The sequence below is a fragment of the Shigella sp. FC1967 genome, assembly GCF_001743005.1.
In the GTDB taxonomy this organism is placed as follows: Bacteria; Pseudomonadota; Gammaproteobacteria; order Enterobacterales; family Enterobacteriaceae; genus Proteus.
In genome coordinates this window covers 1-212 of the sequence record NZ_MIIZ01000476.1, presented here as the reverse complement: position 1 = coordinate 212, position 212 = coordinate 1, and the positions used below count along the sequence as shown (strand labels likewise).

The window sequence follows — 212 nt, the reverse complement described above, 5'->3', positions numbered from 1 at the left end:
CTGATTTGCTCGTGAACATTTCGTTGAGCAAGCCGATGTCCACACCGCAGGATTCCATGTCGCTCATTATTCGCTCGGCCTGAGCTCGCTTTTCTTTTTCTTCTTCTTCTCGCTTTTTGTACTCTTCCTCCAGTTCATTGAGAACGCCCTTCATTCTGTCAATGATCTCCCGAACTTCATCTAACGGGAGCCCTCGCAACAGGGTGCGAATG

At 49.1% G+C, this 212-nt stretch carries 1 protein-coding gene; it reads right to left on the bottom strand.

What is annotated here, in order from left to right; all coding sequences use genetic code 11:
• A partial coding sequence (locus BHE89_RS27360) for an H-NS family histone-like protein (protein WP_458694207.1) occupies positions 1–199 on the bottom strand: 199 nt, incomplete at its 3' end.
• Between the last annotated feature and the right edge of the window lie 13 nt (positions 200–212).